The following is a 25,359-nucleotide window of genomic DNA, read 5'->3' as shown; positions in this document are numbered from 1 at the left end:
AGACTCGCCCCACTCGCGCGTCCACCCCCGGCGCGCCCCCGCCCCCCCCCCCGGGCCCCGCGGGGGGGCGCGGGCCTCCCCGCGGCCCCCCCCCCCGGCGTCCGTGTCTCCCGGTCCGCCCGTCCCCGTACGCCCGTCCCCGTACGCCCGTCCCCGAACGCCGTACGACCGCTACGACCGCTACGACCGCTACGACACGTCCTGCCCGGGGTCCCGCCCGGTGAACGGGGTCCAGTCGGGGTCCTGGGGCGGCGCCGGGCACTCCGGGGCGAACTCCTCGATCGTGTTGAGCGTGTGGCGCAGCATCCTGACGAGCAGATCGCGCGGGATCTCCCGCCGCAGCTCGTCCCGGTGCTCCAGCCATTCGAGCGTCAGCCACTCGACGCTGCTGAGCCAGCCGAGCAGGGCGAGCCGCGCGATCGGCGGGATGTCCTGGTGGCCGTAGGCGCCCTGGGCGACCGTGGCGACCAGACCGGTCCTGACCGCGTCGCGGATCGCCTGGACCTGGGTGTCGAAGCCGACGCCGCCGGTGATGATGGTGCGGTACGCCGCCTCGTTGTACTGGGCGAAGCGCAGATATGCCTCGACGGTGCGCTGCACCCGCTGGGTGCGCGGCAGTTCGGCGCCGTCGGCGGCGAGGGAGACGAGTTCGGCGACCGAGTCCTCGACGATGGCGAGGTAGTAGCCGCGCTTGTTCTTGAAGTAGTAGTAGATCAGTCCTTTGGCGACGCCCGCGTGCTGTGCGATGTCGTCCATCGACAGCGCGTCGTACGAGGTGTCGGCAAACAACTTCCGGCCGGTTGCGATGAGTTCGGAGCGCCGTACCTGTGATCGCAGGGACGTCCCACGCTGTTGACTACGATTCAAATTCGCGTCCTGGTCTCCGGCTGCCACGGTGTTCCCGCAGGAATTCCCGCAGTATTGCAGAGATGGCGCGCGCACTCGCGGTGTGGCCGGAGAAGCCCCGTGGGGCGGGCGGGGACGGCCGGGGCTCCGCTCGGTACCCACGGGACGGTTTTGCCGATACCGCAACAAATCTTGCGAGGGGTACGGACCGCCCGAATGATCGTGGGACCAGCGCACCACCGAGCGAGGAGCAGCGATGCCGACGGCACACCCGGATGTGAAGCACCGACTGGTGGAGGTCCCCGGCGGCCGGATCCATGTGGCGGAACAGGGCAGCGGACCGCTGGTGCTGCTCGTCCACGGGTTCCCGGAGTCCTGGTACTCCTGGCGCCACCAGCTTCCCGCGCTGGCCGCCGCCGGGTACCGCGCGGTCGCCGTCGACCTGCGCGGCTACGGGCGCTCCTCGAAGCCGGCCGACGTGGCCGCGTACCGGATGCTCGCCCACGTCTCCGACAACGCCGGTGTGGTGCGTGCGCTCGGCGAGGAGAGCGCGGTGGTGGTGGGCCATGACTGGGGCTCCCCCATCGCCGCCAACTCCGCGCTGCTCAGGCCGGACGTCTTCACCGCCGTGGGGCTGATGAGCGTCCCGTACGCGCCGAGGAGCGGGTTCCGGCCGAGCGACGCCTTCGGGATGATCGGCGGGGACGAGGAGTTCTACGTCGGCTACTTCCAGCGGCCGGGCCGCGCGGAGGCGGAGATCGAGCCGGATGTACGGGGCTGGCTGGCCGGGTTCTACGCGGGACTGTCGGCGGACACGATGGACCCGGAGGGCAAGGACCGGCTCTTCTTCGTGCCCCCGGGCGGGAAGCTCTCCGGCCGTTTTCCGGGCGGGCCGCTGCCCTCCTGGCTGACGGAGGCCGATCTCGACTTCTACGCGGGCGAGTTCGAGCGCACGGGGCTGACCGGGGCGCTGAACCGCTACCGCAATGTCGACCGGGACTGGGAGGACCTCGCCGCGTGGGACGGGGCGCCGGTCCGCCAGCCGTCGCTCTTCATCGGCGGGACGCTCGACTCCTCCACCACCTGGATGGCGGAGGCCCTCGCGAACTATCCCGTCACGCTGCCGGGGCTGGTCTCCTCGCACCTCCTCGAAGGCTGCGGCCACTGGGTGCAGCAGGAGCGGGCGGACGAGGTCAACCGGCTCCTCGTGGAGTGGCTGCACTCGCTGCCCGCGTCCTGACCGCGTCCGGGGCGCGCCGTCAGAGCAGACCGACCGTCCGCAGCGCCCGGCACTGGGCGGCGGACGGCTTCGCGGGCCAGTAGACGTAGCAGACCCCGCCCGTGCCGGAGGCGACCTTGCCGGACGCGTTGTACCGCTTGGTGCGCAGCCAGATGGTCTCCCACTCGGCGCGGCGGTAGACCCGGCGTACGGCCGTGTTGCTGGGCGAGGCGGGGTCGTTGGCGATCACGTCGCCCTCGGGGGTGAAGCCGATGACCGTCATGAGGTGGCCGGAGGTGCCGTACCCCGCCCCCGTCAGCTCCTCCTTGAGGAAGGACTGCGAGGTGATGACGGGGATGCCCGCGCCCACCAGCGTCTCCACGTCGGTGAGCGAGCCGAGCCGGGTGACGGCGGAGCCGAGGTCCCGGTACGTGGCGGCGTAGGCCGCGTTGAACGGCCAGTTGCCGCAGCCCTCGTACTGGTGGTCGTAGGTGAACCGGGCCGCGTGGCAGACCTGCGGGTCGTCGAAGTCCGGGTTCACCCAGGCCAGTTCCTCGGGGGTGGGGACACGCCCCCAGTACTCGATGATCATCTGCGAGGAGGTGGGGCTGCACCACGCCTCGCCCCCGTTGTCGTACTCGGGGTACTGCCCGATGTGCGTGTTCTGCGAGTAGCGCGGCACGGTCAGCTCCCGCGCGAGCCCCGGCGTGGAGGCGGGGACGGTGAACCGGTCCGGGACGTCGGAGGCCATCGCGCCGATCCGGTGGACCACCGGGGTGAGACCGCTGCCGGGGGTGCGGTGGAGGGTGAGGCGCAGCCGGTACGAGACGAGGCGCGTCCCGGTCGACGCGTCGTCCACGGCGAAGGTGTCCGTCCAGATGGTGCTGCGGCCGTCGCTCTGGCCGTCCAGCGAGGTGCGCCGGATGTCGCCGTCCCCGTCGCCCGAGGCCCAGCGGCCCATCACGTACCACGGGGTGTCGGTGCCGTCGGCGTACTGTCCGCGCAGTTCGATCTGGAGCCAGGTGCCCGCCGGGGTCCGCGCGTTCCAGGAGGCGATCACCTCGGTGGCGGGGACCGTCGAGCGGTGCGTGGGCGAGGTCCAGGTGGCGTACTCCCATGCGGAGGTCGTGCCGGTGTGCGGGTCGGTGTAGGTGGTGGTGCCCGCCGGGGCGTCGATGACCAGCGAGGGCCGGGCGCCGGAGACGGCGCGTACGCCGTGGGCGGTGCCGGCCCGCCAGTCGGCGTACGAGGTCCAGAACGCGTTGTCCACGGGCGACCGGGCCGGGGCGCCGGGGGCTGCCGCCGCCGCGCCGGCCGGGAGGGCGGCGCCCGCCCCGGTGGCGGCGGTGACCGCGAGCGCGGCGGCGAGAACGGTTCTGCGCGAGGGGGGACGGGTCATGGGAACCTCCGGTCGACGGACGGAAGAGGCGGAGAGGCGGAGAGGCGCCGAGGCGGCGGGGGTGCGGGGCGGGGAGACGCCGAGGCGGCGGGGCGGGGCAGGGAGAGCGAGGAGCGGCGAAGGGGCGGGGGACGGCGGGCGCATGACGGGTCGACAGTGGTCCACTATCCCGGCTCCCGGCGGCCTTCTGCCAGCGATTCGCCCCGCGTCGGCCGAGCAATATTGGTCTCCACCGGTGGCATGACCTGCGGCGGCCCGGCGCCCGCGCGGGACGCGCGGCTCGTAGGCTGGGCCGTATGGACGACCTCACCGCCGTGGCCGCGCGGCTGCGCGCCCTGCCGCCCTCCTGCGGCCCGGTCCGGCTGATCGCGGTGGACGGCCACGCCGGCTCGGGCAAGACCACCTTCGCGGCGCGGCTCGCGGCGGCGCTCGGCGGCGCGCCCGTACTGCGCCTGGACGACGTGGCGAGCCACGAAGAGCTGTTCGACTGGGTGCCCCGGCTGACGACCCAGGTCATCGAGGCGTTCGCCCGCGGTTCGGACGCGTCGTACACGCCGTACGACTGGACGCTGCGCCGCTTCACCGCGCCGCGCGCGCTGCCCGCCGCCCCCGTGGTCCTCCTGGAGGGGGTCGGGTCCGGGCGGCGGGCGCTGCGGCCGTATCTCGCCGGGCTGTTCTGGATGGAGCGGGGCGCCGAGGAGTCCTGGGAGCGGGGGCGCCGCCGGGACGGGCCGGCCCAGTCCGCGTTCTGGGACGGCTGGACAGTGGCGGAGACACGCCATTTCGCGACAGACCCGTCTCGTCCCTTTTCCGATGCTCTGGTACGAGAGGGGCAGGAGGGATACGCGATAAGCCCGATGCCTCACGCGACCGCGATGCAGGACCAGACCATCACGGAACGTGACCGGTCGGAGCCACCATACTGAGCAGTCGGAAATCGACGCGCGCAGAGTGCCCAACTCGGCTTGACCAGTGGGCAGGGCAGGTCTTACGTTCTTAATGTGCGGCTTTTCGGAGCCGCCGCAGACGCGAAGCCCCCGGTTGTTCCCCCGTGATCGGGGGCTTCGTTCTGCCCTCTTCACCCTTTTCCGTGCCTCGCACCGCCCCGCCCGCTCACCCTGGGTCACCGGGTGAAGTGGTGGGCGGCGCCCTTAGTCGCACACACTCTGCGCAGGTACGATGCCTCTGAGTGCGGTCAATTCCCGTCCGCGTCATGGTGGTTCAGTACGCTGCCGACGGGCGCCCGCCCGGCGGGACATCACGGGGGCACGGTTTGTGGGGGACCTGATGGATATCGGCACGCAGGGCACGGGAGCCCCGGCCGACCTCGCCTGGGTGCGCGGGGTGGACGCCTACACGATGGGGGCGTACCCCCAGGCGGAGGAGGAGTTCAGGACTGCCGTCCGGCTCGATCCCGGGATGGCCGACGGCTGGCTCGGTCTGCACGCGCTGCGCGTCGAGACCACCACCGCCCTGATCCACATGTACCGCCATCGCGAGCGCTTCGGCGAGCAGCGCACCCGCCACCGTCGCACCCTCAACTCCTGGTACTGGCTGGGCTGGTGGGTCCAGCCCGTACTGGAGAGCGGACGGGACCTGCGGCTGGCGCACGCCTCGCACTGGCTGGACGGCCGTCATGTGCCCGAGCTGGACCGGGCGTTGGCGGAGCTGCCGCCGGTGGACACCGATCCGCAGGTGCGCTTCCTGCACGCGTGTCGCGCCTATCTGGTCAAGGACTGGGACCAGTTGTGCCGCCACACCGAACAGCTCGTCCACGATCCGCTGCTGGGCATCGAGGCGGGGCTCTTCGGCGGGATGGCCCGGGTCAGGCTGGAGATGTTCGGCCAGGCGGAGCCGCTGCTGGCCACCGCGCTGATGCGCTGCCGCAGCGAGCAGCCGCAGCGTAAGGAGCTGCGGTACTGGCTGGCCCGCGCCCACGAGGGCACCGGGCGCAGCGCCGCCGCCCTGCCCCTCTACCGGGCCGTGCACCGGCTGGACCCGGCGTTCATGGACACCGCCGCGCGGCTCGCCGCGATCACCGACTCGGACGGCTACGACGGCTACGACTCCCCCGACGACCCGGTGGGGCTGGCGTCCGTGGCGCTGGCCGGGCTCGGCCAGGACGCGGCGGATCTGACGGAGGCCCAGCCGCAGTCCCAGGCACAGGGCGATCCGGAGGGGCCGCTCGGCTCCGACATCCTGGTCGGCAGGGAGCCGCAGCCGCCGCTGGGCGGCGGTCCGCCCGCCGTGCCCGAGCCCCCGCGGGAGAAGCTGCCGCCGCCCGGGCAGCCGCCCGCGCCGCGCTTCCCCGAGGGGCCGACGGATCCCGCGCTGCTCGCCGAGGCGCTGGCCGAGCTGGAGCGGATGGTCGGGCTCGAACCGGTGAAGCGTCAGGTCAAGGCGGTCTCCGCGCAGCTCCGTATGGCGCGGCTGCGGGCCGGTCAGGGGCTTCCCGTCCAGCCGCCGAAACGTCACTTTGTCTTCTCCGGCCCCTCGGGCACCGGCAAGACCACGGTGGCACGCATCCTCGGCCGGATCTTCTACGCGCTCGGACTGCTCGGCGGGGACCATCTGGTCGAGGCGCAACGGGCCGATCTGGTCGGGGAGTTCCTGGGCCAGACCGCCGTCAAGGCGAACGAGCTGATCGACTCGGCGATCGGCGGGGTGCTCTTCGTGGACGAGGCGTACAGCCTCTCCAACTCCGGCTACAGCAAGGGCGACGCGTACGGCGACGAGGCCCTTCAGGTGCTGCTGAAGCGTGCCGAGGACAACCGGGACCATCTCGTGGTGATCCTGGCGGGCTATCCGGAGGGCATGGACCGGCTGCTCGCCACCAACCCCGGGCTCTCCTCGCGGTTCACCAGCCGGGTCGACTTCCCGAGCTACCGGCCGCTCGAACTGACCGCGATCGGCGGAGTGCTGGCCGCCGAGAACGGGGACGTGTGGGACGAGGAGTCCGTCGACGAGCTGCGTTCGATCAGCGGGCACGTGGTCGACCAGGGATGGATCGACGAGCTGGGCAACGGCCGGTTCGTCCGGACGCTCTACGAGAAGAGCTGCGCCTACCGCGATCTGCGGCTCTCCGGCTACAGCGGTACGCCTACGCGCGATGATCTGGCGACGCTGCGGCTGCCCGATCTGATGCAGGCGTACGGCGAGGTGCTCTCGGGGCGCGGCCCGGCCGGCCGGAGCCCCCAGGACCCGGCGGGGACATGACCCCGCCGGGCCCCGGGAGCGGCCCGGAGCCGGTGGTTCAGCGGGCCAGGGCCTGAGCGGCCTGGTCCGTGCGCTGTTCGCCGACGAGGGTGGCCCGGGTGGCGGGCACCTCCCGGTGGGAGGGGTCCCGTACCTCCCCGACCAGCATTTCGAGGACGTCCTCCAGCGCCACCAGGCCGAGCACCCGCCCGGACGCGTCCGCGACCTGGGCGAGATGGGTGGCCGCGCGGCGCATCACGGTGAGGGCGTCGTCCAGCGGGAGTTCCGCGCGGAGGGTCGCCATCGGCCGCCAGACGTGCTGGGGCACCGCCCGGTCGGCCGTCTCCAGATCGAGGACGTCCTTGACGTGGAGATACCCCATGAAGGCGCCGCCGCCCTCCGCGCACACCGGGAAGCGGGAGTAGCCGGTGCGTACCGTCAGCTCCTCGATCTCGCGCGGGGTGACGGCCGGGTTCACGGTGACCAGTGAGGCGCGGGTGAGGAGTACGTCGGTGACCGGGCGGCTGCCCAGCTCCAGCGCGTCCTCCAGACGCTCCTGCGCCTCGGGCTCCAGCAGCCCCGCCTGCCCCGAGTCCTCGACGAGCCGGTTGAGCTGCTCGCTGGTGAAGACGGCCTCCACCTCGTCCTTGGGCTCGACGCGGAAGGCCCGCAGGACGAGCCGGGCGCAGGCACCCAGCGCGGCGGTGACCGGCCGGCAGAGCCGGGCGAAGCCGACCAGGCCAGGGCTGAGCCAGAGCGCCGTCTTCTCCGGGGCGGCCATGGCGAGGTTCTTGGGGACCATCTCGCCGATGACCAGGTGCAGGAAGACGACCAGCGCCAGGGCGATGACATAGCCCAGCGGGTGGATCAGGCCCTCCGGCACCCGGATCGCGTGGAAGACCGGCTCCAGGAGGTGCGCCACCGTCGGCTCGGCCACCGCGCCGAGGGTCAGGGAGCAGACGGTGATGCCGAACTGCGCGGCGGCCATCATCTGCGGCAGGTTCTCCAGCCCGTACAGCGCCTGTCTGGCGCGGGCGGAGCCGCGCGCGGCGTGCGGTTCGATCTGGCTGCGGCGTACGGAGACGAGAGCGAACTCGGCCCCGACGAAGTAGCCGTTGGCGAGGACCAGGAGGACGGCGAAGGCGAGTTGCAGCACGCTCATCGGACCCCCTCCGCCATCACGGGAGCGGACACGGACGCGGGCGTGGACACCGGCGTGAACGCCGGTGTGGACGCGGGCTCCGACGTGGGCGGCGCCCCGGTCCGCGGCGGCCGGGCGGCCCCCGCGGCGGGTCCGGGCTCGACGGGTGCGTCGTCCGTCAGCCGTATCAGCCGGACCCGTTCGGCCCGGTAGCGGTCCACCTGGCGCACGGAGAGCCGCCAGCCGGGCAGCTCGGCGCGGTCGCCGGGGGCGGGGATGCGGCCGAGCAGATCGGCGACGAGACCGGCCAGCGTCTCGTAGGGCCCCTCGGGGGCGTCGAGTCCGATGCGCCGCAGGGTGAGGATCCGGGCGCTGCCGTCGGCCTCCCAGGCGGGCCGGCCGTCGACGGGGTCGACGGGGGCCAGTTCCGGCCGTCCGTCGCCCTCGGCGTCGTGCTCGTCGAGCACCTCGCCGACCAGCTCCTCGACGATGTCCTCCAGGGTGACGACCCCGGCCGTACCGCCGTACTCGTCGACCACGGCGGCTATCGGCTGCTCGTTGCGCAGCCGCTCCAGGAGCTGCTGCACGGGCAGGGTCTCCGGGACGAGCAGCGCGGGGAGGGCGATCCGGCCCACCGGGGTGCGCAGCCGTTCCGCCACGGGGACGGCGAGCGCGTCCTTGAGGTGCACCATGCCGATGATCTCGTCGATGCGCTCGCGGTAGACGGGGAAGCGGGAGAGCCCGGTGGCCCGCGTCAGATTGACGACGTCGGCCGCCGTCGCGTCCGCCTGGAGGGCGCTGACCTTCACGCGGGGCGTCATCACATGCTGTGCGGTGAGCCGGCCGAGGGAGAGGGTCCGTACGAACAGGTCGGCCGTGTCCTGTTCGAGGGTGCCGGCCCGTGCGGAGTGGCGGGCCAGTGAGACGAGTTCCCCGGGCGTACGGGCCGAGGCCAGCTCGTCGGTCGGCTCCACGCCGAGTATCCGTACGAGGCGGTTGGCGACGGTGTTGAGCAGGGAGATCACCGGCCGGAACACGGTGGAGAAGAGATGTTGCGGGCCCGCCACGAACCCCGCGACCTGGAGCGGCCGGGAGACCGCCCAGTTCTTGGGGACGAGTTCGCCGATCACCATCTGGACGGCGGAGGCCAGCAGCATGCCGATGACCACCGCGACACCGGAGACGGCCCCGGCGGGCAGTCCGGTCGCGGAGAGCGGTCCGCCGAGCAGTTCGGCGAGCGCCGGCTCGGCGAGCATGCCGACGACCAGCGAGGTGATGGTGATGCCGAGCTGGGTGCCGGAGAGCTGGAAGGAGAGTTCCCGCAGGGCTCTGACGACGGAACGGGCGCGGCGGTCGCCCGTGGCGGCGGCACGCTCGGCGTCGGGGCGGTCCACCGTGATGAGGCCGAACTCGGCCGCCACGAAGAAGCCGTTGGCGAGGATGAGAAGGAACGCTGCGGCGAGCAGCAGAAGGGGGATGGTCATGCCGCCGCCTCGTCGAAGGGGGCGGCGCAGGTACTACCGGACGATCCGTCCATTGCTGGAGGGAGTCACTCCTCGGGTCGCAGGATGCCCCGCGGGCCGTCACGGCCGTCTGATGCGGGGCGGGGCGCACTCGGCGCCTCCGCCACCAGAGTAATCAAGACAGGGGCGGAGCGGACAGGACCTGGTGGCCCCTCGCCGTACGGGAGCCCCGTACGAGGCACTCCGGCCCCCGGACGGAGCCGCCGTCAGCGCGGGCCGTCGTCGCGTACGGAACGGGACTCGGTGAGGTCGCGCAGCGCGCGGGCGTCGCGGATGGCGCGCTCCTTGGCCACCCCGGGCTGGATGCCGAGGACGGGCAGGCTGCTGCCGTCGCTGAGGTCGAGGAAGACCCAGGGGTCGCCGGGCCGCAGGTTGACCCGCAGGATCTCGGCCCATTCCAGCCGCCGGGTGCGGGTGAGATTGACGACCGTCACGCCCGTGTCGTCGGCGACGACCTTGGGGCGGCTGAGCAGCGCCAGCACACCGAAGAAGAGCAGTGCGGTGACGATGAAGCTCAGCCGCTCCCCCGCGCTGAGCTGCTCCAGCATCAGCCCGATGGCCGAGATGACGACGAACATGACCGTGCCGACGGTGAGCAGCACCGTTCGGGTGACGGTCGGCCGGAACGTGACCGGCAGGGCGGGTACGGGGGCGGGCACCGGCATGGTTCTGGGTCTTCCCGGGGTGGCTGGTCGAGGAGGGCGGAGGCGGTCAGAGACGGCAGGCGTGGATGGCCGTGGTGAGGATGGCGCGGGCGCCCAGCGCGTAGAGGTCGTCCATGATCCGCTGCGCCTCCTTCGAGGGGACCATCGCGCGGACGGCGACCCATCCCTCGTTGTGGAGCGGGGAGATGGTCGGGGATTCGAGACCCGGGGTGAGGGCGACGGCGCGCTCCAGGTGCTCGGCGCGGCAGTCGTAGTCCATCATCACGTACGTACGGGCGACCAGGACGCCCTGGAGACGGCGGAGGAACTGCTGGACCTTGGGTTCCTCGGTGCCGGCGCCGCTGCGGCGGATGACGACCGCCTCCGAGGTCATGATCGGCTCGCCGATCACCTCCAGGCCCGCGTTCCGCAGCGAGGTGCCGGTCTCCACCACGTCCGCGATGATCTGGGCGACGCCCAGCTCGATGGCGGTCTCGACCGCGCCGTCCAGGTGGACGACGGAGGCGTCGACGCCGTGGTCCGCGAGGTGCCGGGCCACGATGCCCTCGTACGAGGTGGCGACGGTCATGCCGCCGAACTCGCCGACGCCGGTGGCGGTGCCCGGCTTGGTGGCGTAGCGGAAGGTGGAGCGCGCGAAGCCGAGCGGCAGGATCTCCTCGGCGTCCGCCTCGGAGTCCAGCAGCAGGTCGCGGCCGGTGATGCCGATGTCGAGGCGGCCGGAGCTGACGTAGATGGCGATGTCGCGGGGACGCAGGTAGAAGAACTCGACCTCGTTGTCCGGGTCGACCAGGACGAGTTCCTTGGACTCCTTGCGCTGCTGGTAGCCGGCCTCATGGAGCATCGCCGACGCAGGTCCGGAGAGAGAACCCTTGTTGGGAACGGCGATGCGCAGCATGAGGTCGTCTTCCTTCGTGCGGAGTTCGAGCGGAGGGTGATCGGGGAGGAAAGGGGTGGAACGGTACGAAGTGGTGCTGAGGTGATGCTCAGAGATGGGCGTACACGTCGTCAAGGGAGATTCCGCGCGCGACCATCATCACCTGGACGTGGTAGAGGAGCTGGGAGATCTCCTCGGCGGCGGCTTCCTTGCCCTCGTACTCGGCGGCCATCCACACCTCGGCCGCCTCTTCGACGACCTTCTTGCCGATCGCGTGGACCCCCTTCTCCACCAGTTCGGCGGTGCGGGAGGTGGCGGGGTCGCCCTGGGCGGCCTTCTGCTGGAGCTCGCTGAACAGCTCCTCGAACGTCTTCTTGGACATGGTGGCGCTCACTTTACGCGGCTGCTCGCGGGCTCCTGGCGCCAGGGTTCGGCGATGGTACGGAGGGTGGTGGCCGTGGCGACGGCGGCGGTGACCGCCTCGTGCCCCTTGTCCTCGTGGGAGCCTTCGAGACCGGCCCGGTCGAGGGCCTGTTCCTCGGTGTCGCAGGTCAGCACGCCGAAGCCGATGGGGACCCCGGTGTCCACGGAGACCTGGGTGAGGCCCTGGGTGACGCCCTGGCACACATAGTCGAAGTGCGGGGTGCCGCCCCGGATGACGACGCCGAGGGCGACGACCGCGTCGTAGCCGCGGCCCGCCAGCACCTTGGCGACGACGGGCAGCTCGAAGCTGCCGGGCACGCGCAGCAGGGTCGGCTCGTCGATGCCGAGGTCGCTCAGGGCCCGCAGGGCGCCGTCCACGAGGCCGTCCATGATCTTCTCGTGCCACTGTGCCGCGATCACGGCGACGCGGAGGTCTCCGCAGTTCTTGACACTCAGTTCGGGTGCGCCTTTGCCGCTCACGTCTCTCCTCGCATGCTGTGCTTCTCGCGGTGGTGGGGTCTTGGGGGTTTCACGGGCCGTACGGCCCTACGGTGCCGCTGGTCGCCGCGACCGTGCTACTGGTTGCCGCAGGTGGACGCCGTGGCGGCGTCGAGCCACGGCAGGTCGTGGCCCATCCGGTCGCGCTTGGTGCGCAGATAGCGGAGGTTGTGTTCGCCGGCCTGGACGGGCATCGGCTCGCGCCCGGTGACCCGCAGGCCGTGCCGGACGAGCGCCGTGGTCTTGTCGGGGTTGTTGGTCATCAGCCGCAGGCTGCGTACCCCGAGGTCGGTGAGGATCCGCGCGCCCGCCGCGTAGTCGCGGGCGTCGGCGGGCAGTCCCAGCTCCAGATTGGCGTCGAGGGTGTCGCGGCCCCGCTCCTGGAGTTCGTACGCGCGGAGCTTGGAGAGCAGCCCGATGCCGCGCCCCTCGTGGCCGCGCAGATAGACGACGACCCCCCGGCCCTCCGCGGTGACGCGCTCCATGGACGCCTGGAGCTGGGGGCCGCAGTCGCACCGCTGGGAGCTGAAGATGTCGCCGGTCAGGCACTCGGAGTGGACGCGTACGAGCACGTCCTCGCCGTCGCCCACCTCCCCGTGGACGAGGGCGACGTGCTCGACGCCGTCGACGGTGGAGCGGTAGCCGTACGCGGTGAAGTCGCCGTAGGCGGTGGGCAGGCTGACCTCGGCCTCGCGGCGGACGGTGGGCTCCGCGGTGCGGCGGTAGGCGATCAGGTCCTCGATGGAGATGATCGTCAGACCGTGCTTGCGGGCGAACGGGATCAGCTCGGGCAGCCGCAGCATCACCCCGTCCTCGCCCGCGATCTCCACGATCGCGCCGGCGGGACGCAGCCCGGCGAGCCGGGCGAGGTCGACGGCGGCCTCGGTGTGGCCGTTGCGTTCGAGCACCCCGCCGTCCCTGGCGCGCAGCGGGAAGACATGGCCGGGCCGGACGAAGTCGCCGGGCTCCGCCGCGCCCGAGGCGAGGAGCCGCAGGGTGGTGGAGCGGTCGGCGGCGGAGATCCCGGTGGTGACGCCGTGGGCGCCCGAGGCGTCGACGGTGACGGTGAAGGCGGTCCGCATCGACTCGGTGTTCTCGCCGACCATCTGCGGGAGTTCGAGCCGGTCCAGCTCCGCGCCCTCCATGGGGGCGCAGATCATGCCGCGGCACTCGCTCATCATGAAGGCGATGATCTCGGGGGTGGCCTTCTCGGCGGCGACGACGAGATCGCCCTCGTTCTCGCGGTCCTCGTCGTCCACGACCACGACGGGCCGGCCGGCCGCGATGTCGCGTATGGCCTGGGCCACCGGGTCCAGGGAGAGATCCTCGACGTTGTCGCGGGAGTACCAGGTGGGGCGCGGGACCTCGGCGTGCGGGGCGTCGGCGGACGCCACCTCTCCGAGGGCGGTGAGGGGTACGGGACGGGCTGTCATGCTGCTGCTCCTTCCAGGGTCAGGGCGCCGGCGCGGGAGCGCAGCCACCAGTCGCGCATGCCCCACAGGACGAGGGCGAGATAGATGACGTAGACGAGGCCGGAGAAGGCGAGCCCGCTGCTGAAGGCGAGGGGGACGCCGACGAGGTCGACGAGCAGCCAGGCGAACCAGAACTCGACGAGGCCGCGCGCCTGCGCGACCATCGCGGCGAGGGTGCCGATGAAGATGTACGCGTCGGGCCAGGGGTTCCAGGACAGTTCGGGCACGGCGGTGAAGAGCCCGCCGACGGCGAGGGTGCCCACGGCCGTACCGCCGAGCAGCACCCCGCGCTCGCGCCAGGTGGCGAACCGTACGGCGATCGAGCCGTCCTGCGCCTGCCGCCGGCCGCGCTGCCACTGCCGCCAGCCCCATACCGCGACGCCGATGACCAGGAGCTGCTTGCCGACACCGCCGCTGAGGTGGGCGGAGGCGTACGCGCCGACCAGGACGACGCCGGAGAGGAGCTGGGCGGGCCAGGTCCAGATGGAGCGCCGCCAGCCGAGGGCGAGCGCGGCCAGACCGATGGTGTTGCCGATCATGTCGGACCACAGGATGTGCTGACCGAAGGCGGCGAACGCCTCACCGTTCAGCCAGGACAGGGGGTTCACCGCGCGGACTCCTCGGCCTGTGCGCGCTGGGCGGGGCTCAGCAGGCGCTCGACGTACTTCGCGATGACGTCGACCTCCAGGTTGACCGGGTCGCCCGGTCCCTTGATGCCGAGGGTGGTCAGCGCGAGGGTGGTGGGGATGAGACTGATGGTGAAGTGGTCGGTGCCCGCGTCGACGACCGTGAGGCTGACGCCGTCCACGGTGATGGAGCCCTTCTCCACGACGTAGCGGGTCAGGGCGGCGGGCAGCGAGATCCTTACGATCTCCCAGTGCTCGGAGGGCGTGCGTTCGACGATGGTGCCGGTGCCGTCGACATGGCCCTGGACGATGTGTCCGCCGAGCCGCCCGCCGAGGGCCATGGGCCGCTCCAGGTTGACGCGGGAGCCGGCCCCGAGGGCGCCGAGGCTGGAGCGGTCGAGCGTCTCGGCCATCACATCAGCGGTGAACTCGCCGTCCGCGCACTCCACGACCGTCAGACAGACGCCGTTGACGGCGATGGAGTCGCCGTGCCGGGCGTTCTCGGTGACGACGGGGCCGCGCAGACGGAAGCGGGAGGAGTCACCGAGGTTCTCCACGGCGGTGACCTCACCCAGTTCTTCGACGATTCCGGTGAACACTCAACGCTCCTTCGTGGCGGTCGCGGCGGGCTCGGCGGCCCGTGCGACGGAGGTGTCGGGGATCTCGGGGATCTCGCTGGTTGCTTCGGGGTTCTCGCTGGTCGTTTCGGGGATCGCGGTGATCCGCAGGTCGGGACCGATCCGTACGGCCTCCGTCATCCGCAGCCGCAACGCCCCGGCGATCGTGGTGATTCCGGCGTCGCCGAGCGCGGCGCGACCGGCGCCGAGGAGGACCGGGGCGAGATAGCCGACGACCTTGTCGACCGCCGCGGCGGCGACGAAGGAGCCGGCCAGCGCCGGGCCGCCTTCGAGGAGTACGGAGCGGACGCCGCGCTCGTGCAGGACGGCGAGCAGGGCGGGGACGGACAGCCCCCGGCCGCCGGCCGCGCGGGGCAGCCGTACCACGTCGGCACCGGGGAGACCGCGGGTGTCGGCGTCCTCGGCGACCGCGATCAGGGTGGGCGCGGCGCCGTCCAGGACACGGGCGCCGGGCCGTACGGCGGTGGCCCCGGTGTCCAGGACGACCCGCAGCGGCTGGACGGCGCCCTCGACACCGCGGACCGCGAGGTGCGGGTCGTCTGCGCGGGCGGTGCCGGAGCCGACCACGACCGCGTCGGCCTCGGCGCGCAGCCGGTGGACGTCGGCGCGGGCCCCGGCGGAGGTGATCCAGCGGCTGGTGGCGTCGGCGGCGGCGATCCGGCCGTCGAGGGTGGCCGCGTACTTCCACAGGACGTACGGGCGGCCCCGGCGCACCGAGGTGAGCCAGGCGGCGTTGCCCGCCTCGGCCTCGGCGGCGAGCAGCCCCGGCTCGGCGGTGATCCCGGCGGCGTGGAGGGTGGTGGCGCCCCCGGCGGCCTGCGGGTTCGGGTCGGGGACCGCGTAGTGGACGCGGGCGATCCCGGCGTCGATCAGCGCCTGGGCGCAGGGACCGGTGCGGCCGGTGTGGGAGCAGGGTTCGAGCGTGACGTACGCCGTGCCGCCGCGGGCCCGGGGGCCCGCCGCGCGCAGGGCGTGGACCTCGGCGTGCGGGCCGCCGGCGCGCTGGTGGTGGCCCTCGCCCACGAGGTGTCCCGAGGCGTCCAGGATCACGCATCCGACGACCGGATTGGGGCTGGTGGAGCCGAGTCCGCGGGCGGCGAGCGTGACGGCCCGTCGCATGGCGTCCGCGTCGGTGACGCGTTCGGCGTGGGTGGCCACCCGGGTCCTCCTGCCTCTTCGGGCACGGACTCCGGGGCCTGTCGATGACGACAGAGAAACGGGACCACACAGGGGAACGCCGAGGCCGGGATCCGGGCTCGTCCGAGGACGTGCCGTCCGGTACGGCGTACCTGCACAGGCCCGCCGCGCACTGCCTCCCATCCGGACTTTAACCGTCGGTCCAGGAATCTCACCTGGTCAACCGGCCACTGGATGCGGCCGGGTCGCGGACTGTAACCGCCGGTTCGGAATTGCACCGACCCCGGAGTGCGCTGCTGCTGGTACGCGACCCAGTGTGCCACGGCTGATCGTCGGCGTTCCGGGCGAGCACTGTGGGCTGACTCACAGAAGGGGCGGGAATGCGGCCCAGGGGTTGCGCTCCACCCCTCCCACCTGCATCTCCACCGGCGAGCGGGGCGCCAGGACCCGACGGAAGGCGGCGCTCCGGGCCCGGCCCGCGGTCCGGTGTCTCATATGCCGGGCGGGGAACGGGGGTTCGGGCTCAGACCTCCGGCGCGAAGAGCGCGTCCTGCGCCGCGTCGCGCGCCGTGAGCAGCGCGCCCCGGAGCACGGCCGCGCCGCCGAGGGTCCCCGGTCTGACCTCCGTACGGAGCGGGGACATCGCGGCGAGCCGGTCCTCCACACGGGCGGCCAGCGGCTCGCCGCCCGCGTGACCGACCTCGCCGGCCAGCACGATCCGGCCGGGGTCGAGGACCGCTCCGACCGCCGCGGCGCCGATGGCCAGCCGGTCGGCGAGGGCGTCGAGGAACGCCGCGGCGCCGGGCCGCCCGTCCCCGGTGGCGGCGCGCACCAGCGCGGCGGACGGCGGCTCCTGGGGCGCGCCCGGGGCGGGGACCAGCCCGTACCCCTCGGCGAGCGCGCAGACGGCGGCCGACCCCGCGAGGCTGTGGAAGCCGCCGTCGCAGGTGGTCGACGAGGGCAGCCCGGCGGTGCCCGGCACGGGCAGGAAGCCGATCTCGCCCGCACCGCCGGAGGCGCCCCTGCGGAGCCGTCCGTCGAGCACGACGGCCGCGCCGATGCCGTGGCCGATCCAGAGCAGGACGAAGGTGTCCTGGCCGCGGGCGGCGCCGAGGCGCTGTTCCGCGAGGGCGGCGAGGTTGGTCTCGTTCTCGACCAGGACGGCGGCGGGCAGCCGCTCCTGGAGCACGGCGACGAGCCGCCGGTGCCACTCCGGCAGCCCGGTGCTGTCGCGGAGTTCGCCGGTGACGTCGACCAGCCCGGGGGCGCCGACGCCGACGCTGTGCAGGGGGACGCCGCCGGCCTGCCGGGCGGTGCGCTCCAGCAGCGCCACGGCCTGTTCGACGGCGGATTCCGTGGCGGTGTCGCTGCCGATGGGCAGGACGGCCTCGGCGAGGGTGACACCGAGCAGATCGGCGACGACGACGGCGACGCTGTCGGTCCGTACGTCCAGGGCGGCGAGATGGGCGCGGTCCGCGACGATCCCGTACAGCCGGGCCTTGGGGCCCCGGCGCCGCTCGTCGGTCTCCCCGACGATCGTGACCAGGCCCGAATCCTGGAGCCGGTCCACGAGGTCGGCGACGGTGGGGCGGGAGAGCCCGGTCATCGTCTTGAGCTGTCCCGCCGTCAACGGGCCTTCCTGCTGGAGCAGTCGCAGGGCCAGCCGGTCGTTGATGGCCCGTGCGGTGCTCGGGGATGCGGCCATGGCGGGATCCTTCCAGGTCGCTGCCGGGACACGGAGGTCCCTGGGCGTCTCTCATCCGTCCCCACCGGTCTCTATTTATCAGGCAGGGTTCCTGATAATTTACTCCCGCACCGGACGAGGTGTGTCAGCGGGTGGGCCCGGCGAACGGGACGCCCTCGTGGAGGGACCCCCTCGGAGGAGGCCGGAACGGCATGCGGGCAGACGCGGTCCACGACAAGCAGGCGATGCGGAGGGCCCGGATCGCCATCGCCGTCGTCTTCTGTGTGCACGGCGCGGTCACCGGCAGTTTCGCCACCCGGGTCCCCTGGATCCAGGAGCACGCCGGCATCAGCGCGGGACAGCTCGGCCTCGCGCTCGCCTTTCCCGCGATCGGCTCCGTGACGGCGATGCCGGTCGCCGGGGCGATCAGCCACCGGCTGGGCGCGCGCAACGCGCTGCGGGTGCTGCTGGCCCTGTGGACGCTGGCGCTGATCCTGCCGTCCCTCGCGCCGAACCTCGTCACGCTCTGCGTGGCGCTGTTCGTCTACGGCGCCTCGTCCGGCATGTCGGACGTGGTGATGAACGCCGTCGGCCTGGAGACCGAGGCCCGGCTCGACCGGTCGATCATCTCCAGCCTGCACGGCATGTGGAGCGCGGGCGCCCTGATCGGGTCCGCGGCCGGCGCCCTCGCGGCCCATCTCGGCGCCGACGCGCGGCTGCACCACCTCCTGGCCGCCCTGGTGCTCACGGCGCTGGGCCTGATCGCGTGCCGGAGCGTGCTGGACGTACGGAGCGCGCCCGAGGCCGACGCGCCGCCGAGGTTCGCGCTGCCGCCCCGGTCCGCGCTGCTCATCGGGGTCGTCGGGTTCTGCGCGGTCTTCGCGGAGGGCGCGAGCCTGGACTGGTCGGCGGTCTATCTGCGGGACGTCCTGGACACCTCGCCCGGGGTGGCGGCCGCCTCCACGACGGCCTTCGCGCTCACCATGGCGCTCACCCGGCTCTGCGGGGACCGGATGATCGACCGGTTCGGCGCGGTACGGTCCGTGCGCGCCGGCGGGGTGCTGGCCACGGCGGGCGGGCTGCTGGTGGTGGTCGCGCCGGATCCGCTGGTCGCCATGGTCGGTTTCGGGCTGCTGGGGCTCGGGGTCGCGGTCGTCGTGCCGCTGGCCTTCGCCGCGGCCGGGCGCTCGGGGCCGAATCCGAGCCAGGCCATCGCGGGGGTGGCCACCATCACGTACACCTCGGGGCTGATCGCGCCCTCGGCGATCGGCGCGGTCGCCGACGCGACCTCGCTGGTGGCCTCGTTCGGGCTGGTCACGGTGCTCACCTTCGGGCTGATCATCGGCGCGGGGATGCTCCGTACGGGGGACCGGCGGGCCGTCTCGGGCGGGGGCGGCGAGGCCCCGGCCGCCGAACCGGCCGGCGACCGGGCCGGGACGCCCGACCCGCTGGCCTGAGCGTCCCGCCGGGACGACGCGGCGTGGGCGACCGGGCCGTGACCGGGCGGACGGGACGCCCACGGCGGGAACGGCCCCGTCGCGGCACTACGATGGGCGCTGATCTTTTTCGGCCACGCGGCCGTCCGGTCGAGGTCGCCCGGACCGGAGCAGGACGTGGCGGCGCCGGTCACCGCACCGGACGCGACCCAGAAGTGGAGCCCCACCCATGAAGCTCGGCGTGCGCTGGACCCTGCACGGAGACGGGCGCACGCCCGCACCGGGCGCCGTCGTCCGCCCCGACGAGCGGCTGTCGTGGCCCCGTACGGCCGGACTCGGCGCCCAGCACGTGGTGGCGATGTTCGGGGCGTCGTTCGTCGCCCCGGTCCTGATGGGGCTGGACCCCAACCTCGCGATCATGATGTCCGGCATCGCGACGGTGATCTTCCTGCTGGCGACGCGCGGCCGGGTGCCGAGCTATCTGGGGTGCTCGCTCTCGTTCGTCGGCGTGGCCGCCGCCATCCGGGCCTCCGGCGGCGACAGCTCCACCGTCACCGGCGCGATCCTGGTCGTGGGCGGCGTGCTCCTCCTGGCCGGGCTCGCGGTACGCCGCTTCGGCGCCCAGGTCATCCACACGGCGATGCCGCCCGTCGTGACGGGCGCGGTCGTGATGCTGATCGGTTTCAACCTGGCACCGGTGACGGCCGCCACGTACTGGCCGCAGGACCAGTGGACCGCCCTGCTGGTCATGGTGTTCACCGGGCTCGCCGTGGTCTGTCTGCGCGGCTTCTGGTCCCGGATCGCGATCTTCCTCGGGCTGGTCTTCGGGTACGGGATCTCCTGGGTCTTCGACCAGGTCTTCGGCCGGATCCACTCCCCGGCGGGCGGCGCCGCGGCCGTCGACCACTGGCGGCTGGATCTGTCGGGTGTCGGCCAGGCCCCCTGGGTGGGGCTGCCGGACTTCCACGGGCCGAGCTTCGAGTGGTCGGCGATCCTGCTCGCGCTGCCGGTGGTGATCGCGCTGATCGCGGAGAACGCGGGCCATGTGAAGGCGGTCGGCGAGATGACCGGGGACCCGCTCGACGACGAACTGGGCACGGCGATCGCGGCGGACGGCGCCGCCTCCATGCTCTCCACCGCCGTCGGCGGCCCGCCCAACACCACGTACTCCGAGAACATCGGCGTCATGGCCGCCACCCGCGTCTACTCCACCGCCGCGTACTGGGCCGCCGCCGGTTTCGCCCTGCTCTTCGGGCTCTGCCCCAAGTTCGGCGCGGTGGTGGCCGCGATCCCCGGTGGGGTGCTCGGCGGGATCACCGTGATCCTGTACGGCATGATCGGGCTGCTCGGCGCGCAGATCTGGACCAACGCCGGGGTGGATCTGCGTAATCCGCTCAACCTGGTGCCGACGGCGGCGGGCATCATCATCGGGGTCGGCGGGGTGAGCCTGAAGTTCTCCGACTCCTTCGAGATCGGCGGGATCGCGCTCGGCACGATCGTCGTGATCACCGGCTACCACGCCCTGCGCGCCTTCGCCCCGGCGCACCTCAAGGGACCCGAGGGGCCCGGGGACCCGCAAGGCCCCCACGGACCCGAAGGACCCCGGGGACCGGAGCGTCCGGAGGGGCCTGACGACGACCGGCCCGCTCAGCCCGTCGCCAAGTCGTAGGCGCCCTCGGGGGTGAACGAGCCCGCCGCCCCCGTGCAGCCGTCCGACTCCCCCGGCAGCTTCACCCAGAGATACGCGTCGATCCGCGCCTCGCCCGTGTCGGTCGTCGGCGCCCGGCCCAGCGCCCGCCCCGCCGGATCGCACCACTTCCCGGCGGCCGGCGCCCCGTTGCCGTTGCGGCTGGTGTCGATCACCGCGCCCAGCCGGGCGGGACCGCCGAGCGCGGCCAGCACCCGCCGGGCGTACGCCGCCTCGTCGGCGGTGCGGTGGAAGTTGGCCACGTTGGTGAAGACACCGTCGCCGCTGCTCGCCGCCCCGGCGGCGCGCAGCAGCTCCGCCTGCCGCTCGGCCGGGTGCCAGCCGGAGTGGCCCGCGTCGAAGTAGACCCGCGCCGCCGGGGCCGCGGCGTGGATCGTACGGGCGGCGCGGGCCAGCGAGGCGTATCTGGCCTCCCTCGCCGCCGCGTCGAGGCAGTCGGAGAGCGCGACCGAGTCGGGTTCGAGGACGACGATCGAGGGTCCCGCGCCGAGTCCGGCCGCGAACTCCGCGATCCAGCCGTCGTAGGCGGCGAGATCGGGCGCGCCGCCCTGCGAGGCGCCGCCGCAGTCCCGGTCGGGGATCGCGTACGGCACGAGGACGGGCACCCGGCCCGCCCCGGCGGCCCCGGCGGTCACCGCGCGCACCTCGCCCGTGACGGCTCCGGGGTTGTACGCGGCGAACCAGACCGCGGCGGGCCGCGCCGCGATCCGCGACTCGATCAGCGGGCGCCGGGGGTCGTCACGGTGCGCGGCGACCCAGTCGAGCACCTGCGAGGCGGGGTGCCGGTAGAGCGCGCCCTCCGCGGGCCCGGCGGTCCGGCCCGCCGCGGCGGCCGGCGGGGTGGACGGCGCGGATGTACGGGAGGGGCGCGGCGGCGCCGACAACGCCACGGCCGACGGCGACGACGCGAGCGACGGCGACGGCGCGGGCGGGGGGACGGCGGCCCGGGTGGGCACCGCGGGCAGCGGTGCGACCACCGGCGAACGGCTGGGCTCGGGCCCGGCCGTCTCCCGCCCGTCAGGCCCCGCGACGGCGGTCAGCACACCGGTGACGGCGGAGACGGCGACCACCGCCGAGGCGGCCACGGCCATCGCGTGATGCCGGACGGCACGGCGCCGTTCGATCCGTTCGCGCCGCGCCGTGGAGCGCCGTACCCCTGTTCCCGCCATTTCGGGCATCCCCCTTCGCACGGTGCCCGGCCGGACGTGCGCCGGGCCGGGCGTGCGCGAGCCTATGCCGGTGGGCGGGGCGGTCCGGCCCGGATCGGCGGGGTGCCCGGCCCCGGGCGGGCGGCGCCGCAGCGATGTACGTCCGCTGCGGTCACCCGGGGCCGGCCACGCTCGGCCCGGTTGCGCAGCGGGGGCTGCGCCCCGGCGCGGGCCACCGGTGGACACCTGTCGTACGTGGGGGCCGGCCGGTGTTCCTCAGTCCTCCGGGAGTTCCACGGGCGCGAGTTCGTCGAACAGGTCGCCGGGCCCGGGGTTCGTCGGGTCCGTGGCGCCGCCGAAGTGGCGCATCACGCCCCACACCGCGTTGAGCGCGGTCTGCACGGCGCCCTCCGCCCACCCCGCCGTCCACGAGATGTCGTCCCCGGCGAGGAAGAGGCCGCGCCGGTCCTCCGGCAGCCGGTCCTGCATGAAGTGGGTGAACAGGCGCCGCTGGTAGCGGTAGTGGCCGGGCAGGTTGGCCTTGAAGGCGCCCATGAACCAGGGCTCGTTCTCCCAGGACACGGTCACCGGGTCGCCGATGAGGTGCTTGCGGATGTCGACCTTCGGATAGATCTCGCCGAGCGAGGTCAGCATGACCTCCATCCGCTCCTCCGGCGAGAGCGGCAGCCACTTGAGGCTGTCGTCGCACCAGGTGTACGAGAGGCAGATGACCGCAGGCCGGTCGGGCCCGTCGTCCAGCAGATAGGTGCCCCGGGTCATCCGGTCGGTGAGCGTCATCGACATCGTGTCCCGCCCGGTCGGCTCGCCCCGGTCGTCCACGGCCTCGTCCCGCCAGAACGGCCGGTCGACGGGGACGAACAGCTTGGACGACTCCATGTAGTGGGTGCGCTCCATCGCCGTCCAGTGGTCGATCGGGAAGAGCGAGTCGTCACAGGCGATCTTGGAGAGCAGCAGCCAGGACTGGGCGGTGAAGACCGCGGCGCGGTAGGTACGGATCCGGCCCGAGGCGTCCGTCACCGTGATCCGGTTGCCCGCCGTACGGTGCAGCCGGGTCACCGCGGGGCGGGGCGCGCCCTCGTGCAGCGAGGCGAGCGAGGTACCGGCCGGCCAGTGGGTGAGCTTGCCGGGGGCGCGCTCCCAGAGCCGCAGCGGAAGCTGCTGGCTGCCGCCGACGATCGAGCGGTGGTGGTCGTCGGCCTCGGTGTAGACGACGCGCAGGATCTCCAGGATGGAGTTGGGGAAGTCGGTGTCCCAGCCGCCGGTGCCGAAGCCGACCTGGCCGAAGATCTCCCGGTGCCGGAAGGACGCGAACGCCGGGGAGGCGCAGAGGAAGCCGTAGAAGGTCTGGTCGTCGAGCTTCTCGACGAGCTTCGCCCAGATCTCCCGGATCCGGGGGATGTCGCGCTCGCGCAGCGCCCGGTTCATGGCGGAGAAGTCGGCGCCCTCCTCCAGGGCGGTGTTCCAGGCGTCCATCACCTCGTGGAAGACGGGCGGCAGGTCCTCGACGGTCCGCGCGTAGTGGGAGGTGCCCTTGAGGTCGACCACGGTGGACGGGGTGCCGGGGGCGAGCGGGTTGGGGAAGGGCCGGGTCTCCAGGTCCACCAGGTCGATGTAGTGGCGCAGCGCGGTGGAGGACGGCGGGAAGCGCATGGCGCCCATCTCGGCGGTCAGCCCGGGGTCGCAGCCGTCGAAGCCGACGGTGCGCAGCCGCCCGCCGATCCGGTCGGCCTCGTACACGACGGGCTTGAGCCCCATCTTCATCAGTTCGTACGCGGTGACGATGCCGGAGAGCCCGCCGCCGATGACGGCGACCTCCGCTCCGTGCTCGGTCGCGGGGATCTGGCCGAGCCCGGCGGGGTGGGCGAGGAAGTCGTCGTAGGCGTAGGGGAAGTCGGGACCGGCCATGGTGATCGGCGGCTGCGCGTCGGTGTGCTGGACGGCGGTGGGCACCGTGGACGTCATGGGGTACGGACTCCTCGCGGGCGGGTACGGGAACGCGGGCACGGACGGGACGGGGTGGCGCGGCGGAACGGTTCCTCGGATACGGGGCGGTCAGCCCAGCGCCGTGTAGAGACCGGGGCGGCGGTCGGCCAGATACGGGTTGGCCGCGCGGGAGGCGGTCAGGAGGGCGCCGTCGACCTCTCCGAGGAGCAGTTCCTCGCCGCGTCCCGCGCGCGCCCGGACGGCGCCGTCGGGGCCGGCGAGGCAGCTCAGTCCGACGAACTCGAAGGCGTCCTCCTCGCCGGGGGTGGCCTCCCGGCCGGTCCGGTTCACATACGCCACGTACATCTGGTTCTCGAAGGCGCGGACCGGCACCATCGATTCGGCGACGAACTGGAACGGGTGCATCTGGGCCGTGGGCACCAGCAGCAGATCGGTGCCGGCGAGGGCGTGGGCGCGGACGTTCTCGGGGAACTCCACGTCGTAACAGATCATGATCCCGATGCGCAGCCCGGCCAGTTCGGCCTGGACGACGGGGTGCTCCCCCGGGGTGAACCAGGCGCGCTCGTAGCAGCCGAAGAGATGGGTCTTGCGGTAGTTGGCGAGGCGGCTGCCGTCGGGGCCGATCAACTGCGCGGAGTTGTAGAGCGCGCCGCTCGCCGGGTCGGCGTCCCGCTCGGGGTAGCCGTAGAGCACCGCGAGCCCGTGGCGTACGGCGATCTCCGCGACCGCGGCGGCGCCCGGCCCGTCGGCGGTCTCGGCGAGCCGGGGCACGGCGTCGCCGATGGCGTAGCCGGTCAGGAACATCTCGGGGCAGACGAGCAGCCCGGCCCCGGCCGCCGCGGCCCGGCCCGCGGCCTCGTCGAGCACGCGCAGCCCGCCGTCGACGGAGCCGGGCCGTCCCGGGCTCTGGAGCAGGGCGGTACGGAGCGGGGGCATGGCTGACCTCGGGCGGGGTGCGAAGGGGGTCCGGCGGGAGTCCGCGGGGACAGCTCGACGGTACGGTCCGCCCGAGGCGCGGGACAAGACACGTCCGTTGCGCGCGAACCATCGATCCGTTGCGTGATCGGCCGCGCCGACGGCGATTCGTTGTCCGCACGACGCTTCGTTGCCCACCCGACGCCTCGTCGTCCACGCGCGGCTGTTCGTTGTCCACACGACGCCTCGTCGTCCGCCCGCTTGCGGGGCCCGGCGGGTCAGTGGTGGCGGCGCAGCAGCGGGGAGAGGACGAGCACCGACTTCGTACGCTCCACGTAGGGCTCGCCCGCGATCCGCTCCAGGACCTGCTCGAAGTGGCGCATGTCGGCGGCGAAGACCTGCACGACGGCGTCCGCCTCGCCGGTCACGGTGGAGGCCGCCACGACCTCCGGGAGCCGTTCCAGGCCGCTGCGGATGGCGTCGGGCGAGGTGTTGCGGCGGCAGTAGATCTCGATGAACCCCTCGGTCTCCCAGCCGAGCGCGGCGGGGTCGACCCGTACGGTGAAGCCGGTGATCGCGCCGGTGGCGCGCAGCCGGTCGACGCGCCGCTTCACGGCGGGCGCGGAGAGGCCGACGAGGGCGCCGATGTCGGCGTAGGAGCGGCGGGCGTCGTCGGCGAGGGCGTGGACGATGCGTTCGTCGAGTTCGTTCAGTCGCACTGCTGGTGGTTCATTTCTCTGTGCGCGGGCCCGGGGCGGCCCGGGGGCCCCCCCGGCACCACCGCCCGCGCCCCCCCCCCCCCCCACCGCACCCAAGGGGGGCCCGCGCGCCCCCCCGCCCCAACCCG

At 73.2% G+C, this 25,359-nt stretch carries 22 protein-coding genes and 1 riboswitch; of the genes, 5 read left to right on the top strand and 17 right to left on the bottom strand.

From position 1 onward, the window contains the following. Window positions 1–189: 189 nt before the first annotated feature. On the bottom strand, window positions 190–867 hold the full coding sequence (locus ACFXPK_RS19890; protein WP_385077137.1) for a TetR/AcrR family transcriptional regulator: 678 nt from the start codon (window positions 865–867) through the stop codon (window positions 190–192). Between the two features lie 235 nt (window positions 868–1,102). Here ACFXPK_RS19890 and ACFXPK_RS19885 point away from each other — a divergent pair, with 235 nt between their 5' ends. Continuing rightward, the gene (locus ACFXPK_RS19885) at window positions 1,103–2,086 is read left to right on the top strand and encodes an alpha/beta fold hydrolase (RefSeq protein WP_385077135.1); all 984 of its coding nucleotides are present in this window, start codon (window positions 1,103–1,105) and stop codon (window positions 2,084–2,086) included. Window positions 2,087–2,105: 19 nt separating this feature from the next. Here the strand turns inward: ACFXPK_RS19885 and ACFXPK_RS19880 are convergent, their stop codons facing one another. After that, window positions 2,106–3,464 (bottom strand): peptidase C39 family protein, encoded by a 1,359-nt coding sequence (locus ACFXPK_RS19880; RefSeq protein WP_385077132.1) that lies wholly within the window; start codon window positions 3,462–3,464, stop codon window positions 2,106–2,108. A gap of 296 nt (window positions 3,465–3,760) precedes the next feature. On the opposite strand from ACFXPK_RS19880, the gene ACFXPK_RS19875 reads away from it, so the two are divergent. After that, a complete protein-coding gene (locus tag ACFXPK_RS19875; protein ID WP_385004449.1) occupies window positions 3,761–4,390 on the top strand; it encodes a hypothetical protein in 630 nt (209 codons plus the stop codon). Between the two features lie 361 nt (window positions 4,391–4,751). Continuing rightward, complete coding sequence (locus tag ACFXPK_RS19870; RefSeq protein WP_385004451.1) at window positions 4,752–6,680, top strand: AAA family ATPase; 1,929 nt, start codon at window positions 4,752–4,754, stop codon at window positions 6,678–6,680. Window positions 6,681–6,717: 37 nt separating this feature from the next. Here ACFXPK_RS19870 and ACFXPK_RS19865 read toward each other — a convergent pair whose 3' ends face one another. From ACFXPK_RS19865 to ACFXPK_RS19815, 11 genes are all read right to left on the bottom strand, one after another. After that, window positions 6,718–7,821 carry a hemolysin family protein gene (locus ACFXPK_RS19865; RefSeq protein ID WP_385004453.1) on the bottom strand — a complete coding sequence of 368 codons (1,104 nt, stop codon included), beginning with the start codon at window positions 7,819–7,821 and terminating at the stop codon, window positions 6,718–6,720. Continuing rightward, window positions 7,818–9,284: a hemolysin family protein gene (locus tag ACFXPK_RS19860; protein WP_385077128.1), complete on the bottom strand. Its 1,467-nt coding sequence runs from the start codon at window positions 9,282–9,284 to the stop codon at window positions 7,818–7,820. Before ACFXPK_RS19860 ends, ACFXPK_RS19865 begins: the two co-directional genes overlap by 4 nt. Window positions 9,285–9,529: 245 nt before the next feature. Further along, window positions 9,530–9,988, bottom strand: a complete 459-nt coding sequence (locus tag ACFXPK_RS19855) for a PH domain-containing protein (RefSeq protein ID WP_385003987.1) — start codon at window positions 9,986–9,988, stop codon at window positions 9,530–9,532. 46 nt (window positions 9,989–10,034) lie between these two features. Next, a complete protein-coding gene (hisG, locus tag ACFXPK_RS19850; protein ID WP_385003989.1) occupies window positions 10,035–10,883 on the bottom strand; it encodes an ATP phosphoribosyltransferase in 849 nt (282 codons plus the stop codon). A gap of 88 nt (window positions 10,884–10,971) precedes the next feature. Next, entirely contained in the window at window positions 10,972–11,244 is a 273-nt protein-coding gene (locus tag ACFXPK_RS19845; protein ID WP_384921627.1) for a phosphoribosyl-ATP diphosphatase, read from the bottom strand. Between the two features lie 8 nt (window positions 11,245–11,252). Beyond that, on the bottom strand, window positions 11,253–11,765 hold the full coding sequence (ribH, locus tag ACFXPK_RS19840) for a 6,7-dimethyl-8-ribityllumazine synthase (RefSeq protein WP_385003991.1): 513 nt from the start codon (window positions 11,763–11,765) through the stop codon (window positions 11,253–11,255). A gap of 95 nt (window positions 11,766–11,860) precedes the next feature. Continuing rightward, window positions 11,861–13,216 carry a bifunctional 3,4-dihydroxy-2-butanone-4-phosphate synthase/GTP cyclohydrolase II gene (locus ACFXPK_RS19835; protein WP_385003993.1) on the bottom strand — a complete coding sequence of 452 codons (1,356 nt, stop codon included), beginning with the start codon at window positions 13,214–13,216 and terminating at the stop codon, window positions 11,861–11,863. Further along, window positions 13,213–13,794, bottom strand: a complete 582-nt coding sequence (locus ACFXPK_RS19830; protein WP_385004005.1) for a nicotinamide riboside transporter PnuC — start codon at window positions 13,792–13,794, stop codon at window positions 13,213–13,215. Before ACFXPK_RS19830 ends, ACFXPK_RS19835 begins: the two co-directional genes overlap by 4 nt. A 65-nt stretch (window positions 13,795–13,859) precedes the next feature. After that, on the bottom strand, window positions 13,860–14,480 hold the full coding sequence (locus ACFXPK_RS19825; protein ID WP_385077122.1) for a riboflavin synthase: 621 nt from the start codon (window positions 14,478–14,480) through the stop codon (window positions 13,860–13,862). Next, window positions 14,481–15,638, bottom strand: a complete 1,158-nt coding sequence (ribD, locus tag ACFXPK_RS19820) for a bifunctional diaminohydroxyphosphoribosylaminopyrimidine deaminase/5-amino-6-(5-phosphoribosylamino)uracil reductase RibD (protein ID WP_385077165.1) — start codon at window positions 15,636–15,638, stop codon at window positions 14,481–14,483. Window positions 15,639–15,821: 183 nt separating this feature from the next. Beyond that, window positions 15,822–15,952, bottom strand: a riboswitch (FMN riboswitch). A gap of 227 nt (window positions 15,953–16,179) precedes the next feature. Beyond that, window positions 16,180–17,361 (bottom strand): ROK family protein, encoded by a 1,182-nt coding sequence (locus ACFXPK_RS19815; RefSeq protein WP_385003997.1) that lies wholly within the window; start codon window positions 17,359–17,361, stop codon window positions 16,180–16,182. A gap of 191 nt (window positions 17,362–17,552) precedes the next feature. Between ACFXPK_RS19815 and ACFXPK_RS19810 the strand changes: the two genes are divergently transcribed. Both ACFXPK_RS19810 and ACFXPK_RS19805 read left to right on the top strand, forming a co-directional pair. Then, the gene (locus tag ACFXPK_RS19810) at window positions 17,553–18,797 is read left to right on the top strand and encodes an MFS transporter (protein ID WP_385077119.1); all 1,245 of its coding nucleotides are present in this window, start codon (window positions 17,553–17,555) and stop codon (window positions 18,795–18,797) included. Window positions 18,798–19,005: 208 nt separating this feature from the next. Beyond that, window positions 19,006–20,445: a solute carrier family 23 protein gene (locus ACFXPK_RS19805; RefSeq protein WP_385077116.1), complete on the top strand. Its 1,440-nt coding sequence runs from the start codon at window positions 19,006–19,008 to the stop codon at window positions 20,443–20,445. On the opposite strand, the gene ACFXPK_RS19800 is transcribed toward ACFXPK_RS19805, so the two are convergent. The 4 genes from ACFXPK_RS19800 to ACFXPK_RS19785 form a co-directional block, all read right to left on the bottom strand. Next, window positions 20,424–21,653, bottom strand: a complete 1,230-nt coding sequence (locus ACFXPK_RS19800; RefSeq protein ID WP_385077113.1) for a glycoside hydrolase family 6 protein — start codon at window positions 21,651–21,653, stop codon at window positions 20,424–20,426. The two genes, ACFXPK_RS19805 and ACFXPK_RS19800, sit on opposite strands and share 22 nt — an antisense overlap. A 255-nt stretch (window positions 21,654–21,908) precedes the next feature. Continuing rightward, window positions 21,909–23,615, bottom strand: a complete 1,707-nt coding sequence (locus ACFXPK_RS19795; RefSeq protein ID WP_385077110.1) for a flavin monoamine oxidase family protein — start codon at window positions 23,613–23,615, stop codon at window positions 21,909–21,911. A 90-nt stretch (window positions 23,616–23,705) separates the two neighbouring features. Then, the gene (locus tag ACFXPK_RS19790; RefSeq protein WP_385077107.1) at window positions 23,706–24,533 is read right to left on the bottom strand and encodes a carbon-nitrogen hydrolase family protein; all 828 of its coding nucleotides are present in this window, start codon (window positions 24,531–24,533) and stop codon (window positions 23,706–23,708) included. Between the two features lie 257 nt (window positions 24,534–24,790). Next, on the bottom strand, window positions 24,791–25,231 hold the full coding sequence (locus ACFXPK_RS19785) for an Lrp/AsnC family transcriptional regulator (protein WP_385077105.1): 441 nt from the start codon (window positions 25,229–25,231) through the stop codon (window positions 24,791–24,793). Window positions 25,232–25,359: the final 128 nt, after the last annotated feature.

Origin of the sequence: Streptomyces sp. NPDC059142 (assembly GCF_042755665.1) — a bacterium.
In the GTDB taxonomy this organism is placed as follows: domain Bacteria; phylum Actinomycetota; class Actinomycetes; order Streptomycetales; family Streptomycetaceae; genus Streptomyces.
This window is presented reverse-complemented; position numbering and strand designations above follow the sequence as displayed.

Bases quoted from the DNA above. Each gene is read 5' to 3' on its own strand.
- ACFXPK_RS19880 (WP_385077132.1), bottom strand. From the start codon at position 3,464: ATGACCCGTCCCCCCTCGCGCAGAACCGTTCTCGCCGCCGCGCTCGCG.
- ACFXPK_RS19830 (WP_385004005.1), bottom strand. From the start codon at position 13,794: ATGATCGGCAACACCATCGGTCTGGCCGCGCTCGCCCTCGGCTGGCGG.
- ACFXPK_RS19790 (WP_385077107.1), bottom strand. From the start codon at position 24,533: ATGCCCCCGCTCCGTACCGCCCTGCTCCAGAGCCCGGGACGGCCCGGC.
- ACFXPK_RS19845 (WP_384921627.1), bottom strand. From the start codon at position 11,244: ATGTCCAAGAAGACGTTCGAGGAGCTGTTCAGCGAGCTCCAGCAGAAG.
- ribD (WP_385077165.1), bottom strand. From the start codon at position 15,638: ATGCGACGGGCCGTCACGCTCGCCGCCCGCGGACTCGGCTCCACCAGC.
- ACFXPK_RS19795 (WP_385077110.1), bottom strand. From the start codon at position 23,615: ATGACGTCCACGGTGCCCACCGCCGTCCAGCACACCGACGCGCAGCCG.
- ACFXPK_RS19805 (WP_385077116.1), top strand. From the start codon at position 19,006: ATGAAGCTCGGCGTGCGCTGGACCCTGCACGGAGACGGGCGCACGCCC.
- ACFXPK_RS19835 (WP_385003993.1), bottom strand. From the start codon at position 13,216: ATGACAGCCCGTCCCGTACCCCTCACCGCCCTCGGAGAGGTGGCGTCC.
- ACFXPK_RS19855 (WP_385003987.1), bottom strand. From the start codon at position 9,988: ATGCCGGTGCCCGCCCCCGTACCCGCCCTGCCGGTCACGTTCCGGCCG.
- ACFXPK_RS19810 (WP_385077119.1), top strand. From the start codon at position 17,553: ATGCGGGCAGACGCGGTCCACGACAAGCAGGCGATGCGGAGGGCCCGG.
- ACFXPK_RS19865 (WP_385004453.1), bottom strand. From the start codon at position 7,821: ATGAGCGTGCTGCAACTCGCCTTCGCCGTCCTCCTGGTCCTCGCCAAC.
- ACFXPK_RS19875 (WP_385004449.1), top strand. From the start codon at position 3,761: ATGGACGACCTCACCGCCGTGGCCGCGCGGCTGCGCGCCCTGCCGCCC.
- ACFXPK_RS19870 (WP_385004451.1), top strand. From the start codon at position 4,752: ATGGATATCGGCACGCAGGGCACGGGAGCCCCGGCCGACCTCGCCTGG.
- ACFXPK_RS19860 (WP_385077128.1), bottom strand. From the start codon at position 9,284: ATGACCATCCCCCTTCTGCTGCTCGCCGCAGCGTTCCTTCTCATCCTC.
- ACFXPK_RS19815 (WP_385003997.1), bottom strand. From the start codon at position 17,361: ATGGCCGCATCCCCGAGCACCGCACGGGCCATCAACGACCGGCTGGCC.
- hisG (WP_385003989.1), bottom strand. From the start codon at position 10,883: ATGCTGCGCATCGCCGTTCCCAACAAGGGTTCTCTCTCCGGACCTGCG.
- ACFXPK_RS19885 (WP_385077135.1), top strand. From the start codon at position 1,103: ATGCCGACGGCACACCCGGATGTGAAGCACCGACTGGTGGAGGTCCCC.
- ACFXPK_RS19800 (WP_385077113.1), bottom strand. From the start codon at position 21,653: ATGGCGGGAACAGGGGTACGGCGCTCCACGGCGCGGCGCGAACGGATC.